Genomic DNA, 8,699 nt, shown 5'->3' with positions numbered 1-8,699 from the left:
CTCCTCCAAACTCAGGCCATCCCGCTCTTTAATCTCCAAAACCTTCCGACGAAAATCTATTGAATAGGCCATCTGTTTTGTGTGGTTCAGTATGGTGTCATTTTATAGTGCTTCAGCTATATATCGAGAAACGGGCGTGCAGACCTCTTGGTATTTCACATCGACAATCCAGGAGGAGAAAATCATGGCTACTACCGAATCGGCTGGAACTTAGATAATTCTGGGATAGCGCAGTCTTGGTCTTCAGTGAAGGCTGTGCCTGGATGGTTTGGGGCAGAAGATCAAGGAGCTGGTGTCGCGCTTGCAGACATCAACGGCAATGGCATTGTTGATCTGCTGGTATTCCATGTGGACAATCCTGGCGGTGATAATCACGGCTATTATCGTATTGGCTGGAATCTCAATGAGGCTGGTGATGTGACCGGAGGCTGGTCTCCTGTCAAAGCTGTGCCGGGGTGGTTTGGTTGGGAGAATCAAGGTGCTGGGGTTGCACTTGCAGACATCAACGGCAATGGTTCACAGGATTTGATTGTTTATCACATCGACAACCCTGGTGGTGAGAACCACGGTTACTATCGTATTGGCTGGAATCTTAATGCTGCCGGAGATGTGACTGGCGGATGGTCTAACATTAAAGCTATTCCTGGACGGTTCGGCTCAGAAGATCAAGGTGGTGGTATTGCCATTGCCGATCTAAATGGAGATGGCAAACCAGAGTTGATTGTTTTTCATATTGACAACCCTGGTGGCGATAATCATGGTTACTATCGGATCGGTTGGAGTCTCAATGCGGCAGGTGACGTAACCGGAGGCTGGTCTGATGTCAGAATTGTTCCAGGTTGGTTTGGTTGGGAAAATCAAGGTGGTGGTATTGCTGTATCGGATATCGACAGGAATGGCCTGAAGGATTTGGTCATTTACCACATTGATAATCCTGGGGGAGATAACCACGGATATTATAGGGTTGGTTGGAATCTAATCGCCTAATTCTAATTGCTAATCGGCCAACTTTAACCTGTGCATATGTGGCGTGCCGCAGATCGAAGTCACCTTTGACCTTGACGCGAATGGTGTCGGCCAAAGACTTGGGCACGAACAAGGAGCACTCCATCCGATCACCGCGTCTTCGGGCCTGAGCGAGGCCGAGATTGAGAAGATGAAGAAGGACGCGGAGCTGCACGCCGCGTCCGCATTGCGCCAGCACGGACAAGCCGCTGAGGATGCAGGCGGTCTTGGAGTTGCGGGAAGCCGCTTTGTTCTTCAATCTAATTGACATGTGCGAGCACGGCAAAACAATCCAACTTTGGGAGAAGCAGCATGGCGCAGCGTCATGAATGGATGTTTTATGAACTGATGTGGCGGGCGCATACGCAACAGGCGGACTATCCTCTGCCGTGGTGGGTGCAGATGTATTTCCGCCGCTGGTCGGATGCTTTTGACAGCGGCCTGTTCGACACCAAAGAAGGCGCTTTCGCCTCCAATGCCAATTACCGTTATTGGAACATGGTGGGCGTGAAGGACTACCGCCAGGAAAGCCTCGTCGGTCAATGCGGAGAAATAGAACCGGTATACGACAAGTATTGCCTGAGCTTCTTTCTCTTTGATCCGGCGGCAAAAAGACTATGGTTTCCCCAGAGTCCTGATTCCGGGCCGCTGCATCAGAGGTTCAAGGACAACTATCTGCCGGTGCTGGAGACAACGTGGCAAGCTGCTGTTGGCATTGATGTGGCGCAGTCCATTTCGGCGCATGTGGTGGGAGACAACCAGAAAAGCATGGTGCTCTCGCATGTTAGCATCAGCCGCAGAGCTGCCGCGCCTCTTGGGAAGGTCTGGTTCTGCGTGGCAGTGCTGCCCTTTGGGCCAACAGGCTTTCAGCGGCATGACCGCGCTGGACGCGGGCAGATTGACAAGCTGCTGTCTCATTTGGAATTTCAAAACAGCAGTCAAGTGAAGATCAATCAGAACACCTTTGGTCCGGTCTTCCAAACGCCGCCTGATCATTTCGGCGTGTATGGCAATGGTTCGACCTGCGATGATCCCAGCCATTATCTTGCACATGGACCCTTTGATGATTTGAAGAACAATGGTGCGTTAAATGGTGCTGCGGTTGCGACAGACTACATTGCCGGCTTATGCACAGGTGTCTTTGCGTGGGAGCTGGATTTCACAGCAGGCAATGCGGAGACGCAGGAGGTGGATATCCGGCTGCCGGTGGACGACTATCTCAGCGGGAGCGATTTGGCGGCCCTGAAAGCAGCCTCCCGCGCTGAACTCCAGCAGAGCAATGAGGCATTCTGGCGGAACAAGCTGGATCAGGATGGCATGCAGGCCAGTCTGCCTCCAGTGGTCAGTCATCTGTTTGATCTGCACCGCATCTGCCGCGCCAATCTGCTCATCTTGTCGGATGACGGTCAGATTCATCCCGGCCCAACCATTTATGACGACTTCTGGATCCGCGACTCGTCCATTGAAGGCATCGCAGCGGCATTGGCGGGTGATGCGAACTTGGCGCACCGGCAGTATTATCAACATTACCCTGACAAGTTCAATCTCCAAGACGACTGGATCGGCCCATGCTCCACCTATGGCTTCTTTGGGGGAGAGCATGAAAAGAATGACCGGGAATGGGACAGCAACGGTCAGGCACTCTGGGCCATCGGCAAGTTTGACCGCATTCAGAACGGCAGCTTTGGCGCAGGCATGTTTTATCCCTACATCATCAAGGGAGCGCGCTGGCTGCGGGACAACCGCAGCGCCTATGGTCTCCTGCACAGCGGCTGGAGCGCCGAGCACATTGGTGATAAGGACAAGCCGCATTACTGGGATGACTTCTGGGGCATTGCCGGTCTGTATGAAGCCGCCAAGCTGGCGGAGCGGATCAATGCCCCAGAGAAGAACGAGCTGTGGAGCATCTACGATTCTCTGAGAACAGCAACTGCGGACTCCATCCGCTGGCTGCTGAATGAGCAGCGGCGGCAGGGCGAGTGGCGGACCTACATCCCGACCGGCCCTGGCGACGTGCGGCGGGATGATTCAACCATGATCGGCACGCTGGCCTATTTTCATCCCTGTCGGCTGCACATGAACAATAAGCTCGGTGATGACATTGATTATGCCGCCCGCATGACCTTGGAAACCATCTGGCACATCTTTGTCCGCAACGGCGGTTTCTATCATGAATCAGCGTGGAACTGCTTTGGCCCGTATCTCACGCTGCAATTAGCCCATGCCTTTCTCCTGACCGGCGACACGGACAGGATGGATGCCTGCCTGCAATGGACTGTCGGCAATGCAGGTTATGCCAAGGTGACCCGCAGTTTCTCCACCGGGGAAATGTATGATGTGGTGCAGGGAGCATGGAACGAGCAGCATTGCCTGCCGGTCGAGACAGATTTTCGCTCCTTCCCGGCGCGTGGGTGGTGGTACATGGGGGACATTCCGCACGGATGGGCTTGCGCGGAGTTCATGATGCTCCTGCGTGACATCCTCTTCTTTGAGGCAGATGAAGATCATGACCGCAAGATATTCATCGCGCCTGGAGTGATGCCGCAGTGGCTGGAAAGCGGCAATCGCACCATAACTGTCAAACAGGCACCGACCATCTTTGGCGGCACCTTCGGCTACACGCTGACCCATGCGCCTGCAACCAAGAGCGTGCGCATCACCATTGACGAAGCACCTGCGCAGTCTGTCAGCTATGTGTACCGCTGTCCTTTTGGAGCGCGGGTCACGGCAGCAGTCATGGAGAACAGCAGCATGCCCGCAATGACAGATGGCAAACACGTGTATCTTCCTGCGGGGACAATGCAGGTCTCGGTCAGCTATGCGTGAACACGATCAGTCCGCATAGAGTGTTTCAGGCAGATCGTTTGGAATACCGCCTCGACATATCAGCGGCTATGATTAGAGTCTTGCAGTCGCAACTGATGTAAAATAACAGGCTCTAATGCCGTCCAGCAGCTTGCTGCCTTTTCCGCTCATCCAGCACCTCTCTGACCAGCGCGGCTAATTTGCCGATACTAATAGGCTTGATCGCATATCTGGCCACGCCAATGGCTGTCGCATCCTTTTCAGACAACGAGGCGGTGTAGCCGGTGCACAGCACCACTGGCAGCTCAGGTCTGATCTTCAGCACTTCCTTGGCCAGCTCGCTGCCCGTCAGGCCCGGCATGGTTTGATCTGTGATCAGCAGATCAAAATTGGCAGGCGCAGCTTTGAACCGCGCCAAGGCGGCAGGGCTTTCGGTTTCAGTGACAACCGTGTAGCCGAGCGTGCTCAAAACAGCCTCGCTGATATGCACGATGGACGGCTCGTCATCAACAAACAGGATCCGCTCAGTGCCGCCCGGCAGTGGAAAACCCTCCTCAAGCTCCGGCGTGTCGCTGTGCTCTTCGGCCAGTGCTGGCAGATAAATACGAAATTCCGATCCCTTGCCTAATTCGCTCTCCACCTCAATAAAACCGCCGCACTGTTTGACCGCACCGTGCGTGACTGCCAGACCAAGACCGGTGCCCGCGCCCTGTTCTTTGGTGGTGAAGTACGGCTCAAAAATGCGCGAAATCGTCTTTTCGTCCATGCCGGAGCCGTTGTCCCGCACCGTCAGGACAATGAAGCGGCCCGGCGGCAGACAGGGATGCTTCTCCAACTGCGCTTCGGTCAGCTCAAGCTGGCGGAGGCTGACCTCTATCCAGCCTTGCTTGTCGCCAATGGCCTGTGAGGCGTTAGTGCAGAGATTTAAAATCATTTGGTGGATGCTGGTCGGATCAGCCAGCACCAAGCCGCTGTGCTCATCAATCTCGGTGCGGATGCCAATGTTGGCGGGCAGAGGAGAACGCAGCATTTTTACAGCTTCTTTGACAACTAAATAAATCCGCAGCGGTTTTTTGTGATGCTCGCTTTTGCGGCTGAACGTGAGTATCTGCTTGACTAACTCGGTGGCCCGGTTGCAGGCGATGATCACTTGGTCCAAATCGTTCCGCGCATTGCTGCCCTCTGGCAGCTCCATTTTTGCCAGTTCGGTGTAGCCAAGAATGGCGGCGAGAATATTATTGAAATCATGAGCAATGCCGCTGGCCAAGGTGCCGAGCGCTTCCATTTTCTGGGCTTGGAACAGCTCTGATTCCAGCTTTTTCTGCTCGGTGGTGTCATGGGCGATATACACAAAATAAAGAAACTCGCCTGCTGGATTCAGCACCGGCGCGGCGCAGACCTGAAAAAAGCGGCCAATGCCCTTATGCTCCATGTCATCGCACTGCTTTTTCAGGCCGTGCATCGCCCGTTGGCCGGGACAGCCTTCGCAAGGCTGGTCCGCACCCCGGAACAGGCTGTGGCAGGTTCTGCCAAGCAGTTTTTCCGGCGGCAGGCGGAAAAATTCAAACGCCGCCTGATTGGCCCGGATGATCCGCATCTCCTTATCCTGCAAGGTGATAATGTCCGGGATGGCATCAAAGGTGCTTTCCCATTCCTCGGTTTTGCGGATCAGCAGCTCCCGCGCCTTTTTGCGCGAGGTCACATCCTCATAAACCGCGACGATCTCGCCAGTGGGCAGTTTGTAAACGTAGTATTCCAAACACGGCAGCGGCACCGGGCTGCTGCTGTTGATGCAGGCGGCCACCGAGAGACGCTCCGGCACGCCGCTGGCGGCCACCCGGCGGAACACCGCCTCCAAGCCGCTCTCAGCAAAGCTGGAAAATATCTCGGCAGGCGTTCTGCCCGCCGGGTCTGCGTTCTCGTCTAACTGAATGATCCGCATTCCCGCCGGGTTGATCCGTTTAACCCGAAATTCCGCATTTGCGCCAAGCTCATACACGGCGATGCCGTTGGAGATGTTGTCCACAATCCCGCGCAAATGCTGCTCCTGCACGGCAAGCGCTCCTTCCGCCTCCGCCCGGTTTTTGAGCAGCCTGCTGCTTTGGAGATAGAAAATCGTCATCCCGCATACGCCGATAAGATAAATCAGGAGATGATAGATCAGGCTGGTTTTGAACTGGCTGGTGAACAGGCTGACAGCCGACTTCATCTGGACGACAGCACTGAGACCGCCACGGATCTCACCAATCTTGTGTCCGTCTTCGGCATGGCATTTCAGGCAGGATTCATGCATGATCGTCGGCATCATCACCCGCATGACCGGGTCTTTGCCGGTGGTTATCAGTTCAGCAACAGATTTTTCTCCTTGTTCAAATCGCCGCAGGGCATTCTTCTCCCATTCATCTGGACTGTTGCCGGGACGCACGACATGCAGACTGGTGATATGCCCAGTGAAGACACCATAAACTTCTTTTTCAAGCTCATGCACTTGGCGGGTCATATACGCCGGATTGATCAACGTGAGCTGCTTGCCGTCGGCTGTGCGGATATCCCGCTCAGGCAGCTTGCTGAGATACGGATTCGGCGGCGAATTCTCATTTGCCTGCACATATACTCCGCCTTGGCGGGCATTCCATATCCGGTAAATATGATCTTTGGAAATGGCGGCAAGGCCAATCTCCCGCCCGACAAAATTGATGTTGTTCCATTCGCTGCGCACAAACAAGGCGAACGAGCCGTTGAGCAGCACGGTCCAGAACACAAAGGCGGTCAGACACCAGCAGCGGAGGTGCTTGAAATCAGAGCGAAGAGTCCTTTCCATACGAGCAACAGAAGGAAGAAGAGCAAGGAAGGAGGGCGGAAGACGGCGGCTCGGTTGAAGCCCCTATAGCTTCACTGTATAATGGGGCAAAGCAGAAGTCAAACAAGATTGCCCTCTCTCCATCTGTCCTCAGCATTATGAACCTGTAGCTGCTCTTCATTTTGACCGCGCTCTCAATCTGCCCTTCACAGTTTATGGCGAACCTATCCCATTAGTTGTTAAATCCTGCGTTGTCAATTATTCCTATCCGCCGGTGCTGCAACGGATCAGCGCACTGCGGCGGCGGACATGTCGAACAATTTTTTGAACCGGTAAAGAAAATTAAACCAAGCCTGTTGACAAAAAAAATATTTTCCTCTATCATTAAGAAGAGAGTCATCTGGCAGCACGGCTGGCGCGGAGGAAAGCCCGGACAATGGTGTGCGCGGCGGTCAGCTATGGCTGCTTTTTCCTTGGAGAAAGAGACTATGAAAATATCATTCCGCATTTTCGCCGCCCCGTTTCTGCTGGGCGGCGTTTTGCTTGTTTCCAGTCTCGTCTCGGCACGAGAGAACAACACCTGTGAACCTGAAACAGCGGCCAGCACGTCCAAGGAAGCAATGGACATCGCCATCTGCAAGGAAGCTGTGGCAGACGATGCGTGGGCCTACAAAGTGACCAATACCGGCACAGTCACGCTGACCAATGTCCGGGTGACGGACGAGCACTTGGCGAACGTCAACTGTCAGCAGGACAGCTTGAATGCAGGAGAGTCAATGGCTTGCACCGCCAAGACGGCTGAATCTGCCAGCTCAGGCTGCGCTGTTGCGGATCATATTGAATACAGCGAGGCGGGCGTGACGGTGATCACGAAAGGCGACTGCGTTGCCGCGATCAATTGACACAAAGAGACCGAGCCTTGGCGGCTTGGTCAACCTTTGTGTCAATTGAAAAAATATATTGCATAAAGTGAATAATTCTGCCAACTGACTTCACTCATTATTTGACTTGGATTGCAATCACAATCAAGGCAAAAACGACAAACCCGATGAACATGACATCCAGTTTGTCAAACCGGGTGAGGATGCGGCGGAATCCCTTCAGCCTTCTGAACAGCCGCCCGACTTCATTCCGTTTTTCATACAGCTCTTTGTCATATTCCCAAGGTTCTGCGCGGCTGCTTTTTGGCGGCACAACAGGCGGAAAGGTCGGCTCTGAGACCAATTTTCTTGTCTCATCGCCTTCATATGCCCTGTCCATGATCATCGCGCATGGTTCCGAAGCCTTCCTGGCACCGTCAGCAGCCTGCGGCCTTCCGGCGCGTCTCCGGCCTGGCCGGGAGAAAGAGAAAAAATGCGGCGCATTGATCAGATGCGGCAGCTGAATGCAGTTTTGCTGTCCATCCGCCGCAGGATTTGCCAACAGTTTGAGAGCTGTTTTTTTAATGCCCCGGTTCCGTCAGGATGAACTTTAATGACCGTGCTGACATACGGCATCTGTTCCTGCTGCAATCGTGCGGAAATTCGGTCAAGCGTACCATTTTTATTCCGGCGGCTCATGCGGGCGCAGATGCTGCGCCAATTACCAAAATAACCTGGAATTCCTCTCCCTTTGCACCCATGTTCAAGAATATAAAGTATTTCGTTCAACATCGTGACGTTGTCAAATGTGACATTTCCTTTCTGATGCGGAAAAGTGTCGGCTGTTTTTTCACAGGCCAGCAATAACAGAAAGTTATTAACCGGGCAAGCAGTGTTAACAGGCCCTATCTATTGCTATAAATCTTTTGATGTCAGATTGCAGCGTATTGGTGTGCTCTTTGATGGTTTCTTTGGCATCCGAAGGCATTTGATAATCATCGTTTAGCAGCTTTGGGTTGAATATAAATCGAATATTCTCTTTATGCGATGAAGTCTTTCTTACTGATTGATGTGTATTTATCTCAAGATTCATTAGACACTATATCGATTTTTTTCAAGCAATCGGCATTGACTTTTTGCCAAGGTCTGAATCTTAATCTGAAATTGTGCAGTGCGCAAGCAATCTCCATGACTGTGTCAGCAAACCAGCGCAGCCAGTTTCTAAATTT

Annotated in this window: 4 protein-coding genes and 2 pseudogenes; 4 read left to right on the top strand and 2 right to left on the bottom strand. The window is 53.2% G+C overall.

All coding sequences use genetic code 11. From position 1 onward, the window contains the following. Positions 1–147: 147 nt before the first annotated feature. The 3 genes and pseudogenes from ACNKH6_RS11275 (at position 148) to ACNKH6_RS11265 (ending at position 3,831) form a co-directional block, all read left to right on the top strand. Complete coding sequence (locus ACNKH6_RS11275; RefSeq protein ID WP_417915660.1) at positions 148–987, top strand: hypothetical protein; 840 nt, start codon at positions 148–150, stop codon at positions 985–987. A gap of 40 nt (positions 988–1,027) precedes the next feature. After that, positions 1,028–1,204: pseudogene (locus tag ACNKH6_RS11270) on the top strand (Hsp70 family protein); the annotation flags it as partial. Between the two features lie 113 nt (positions 1,205–1,317). Continuing rightward, positions 1,318–3,831, top strand: coding sequence for a hypothetical protein (locus ACNKH6_RS11265; RefSeq protein ID WP_417915659.1), 2,514 nt, complete (start codon positions 1,318–1,320; stop codon positions 3,829–3,831). Positions 3,832–3,943: 112 nt separating this feature from the next. Here the strand turns inward: ACNKH6_RS11265 and ACNKH6_RS11260 are convergent, their stop codons facing one another. Continuing rightward, on the bottom strand, positions 3,944–6,631 hold the full coding sequence (locus ACNKH6_RS11260) for an ATP-binding protein (RefSeq protein ID WP_417915658.1): 2,688 nt from the start codon (positions 6,629–6,631) through the stop codon (positions 3,944–3,946). A 467-nt stretch (positions 6,632–7,098) separates the two neighbouring features. Between ACNKH6_RS11260 and ACNKH6_RS11255 the strand changes: the two genes are divergently transcribed. After that, positions 7,099–7,512 (top strand): hypothetical protein, encoded by a 414-nt coding sequence (locus ACNKH6_RS11255; protein ID WP_417915657.1) that lies wholly within the window; start codon positions 7,099–7,101, stop codon positions 7,510–7,512. Positions 7,513–7,609: 97 nt separating this feature from the next. On the opposite strand, the pseudogene ACNKH6_RS11250 reads toward ACNKH6_RS11255, so the two are convergent. After that, positions 7,610–8,340: pseudogene (locus ACNKH6_RS11250) on the bottom strand (IS5 family transposase). Positions 8,341–8,699: the final 359 nt, after the last annotated feature.

The sequence above is a fragment of the Candidatus Electronema sp. JM genome (genome assembly GCF_048287415.1).
Lineage (GTDB): Bacteria > Desulfobacterota > Desulfobulbia > Desulfobulbales > Desulfobulbaceae > Electronema.
The sequence above is the reverse complement of the archived record's forward strand: the minus strand, read 5'-3'. Positions and strand labels throughout refer to the sequence as shown.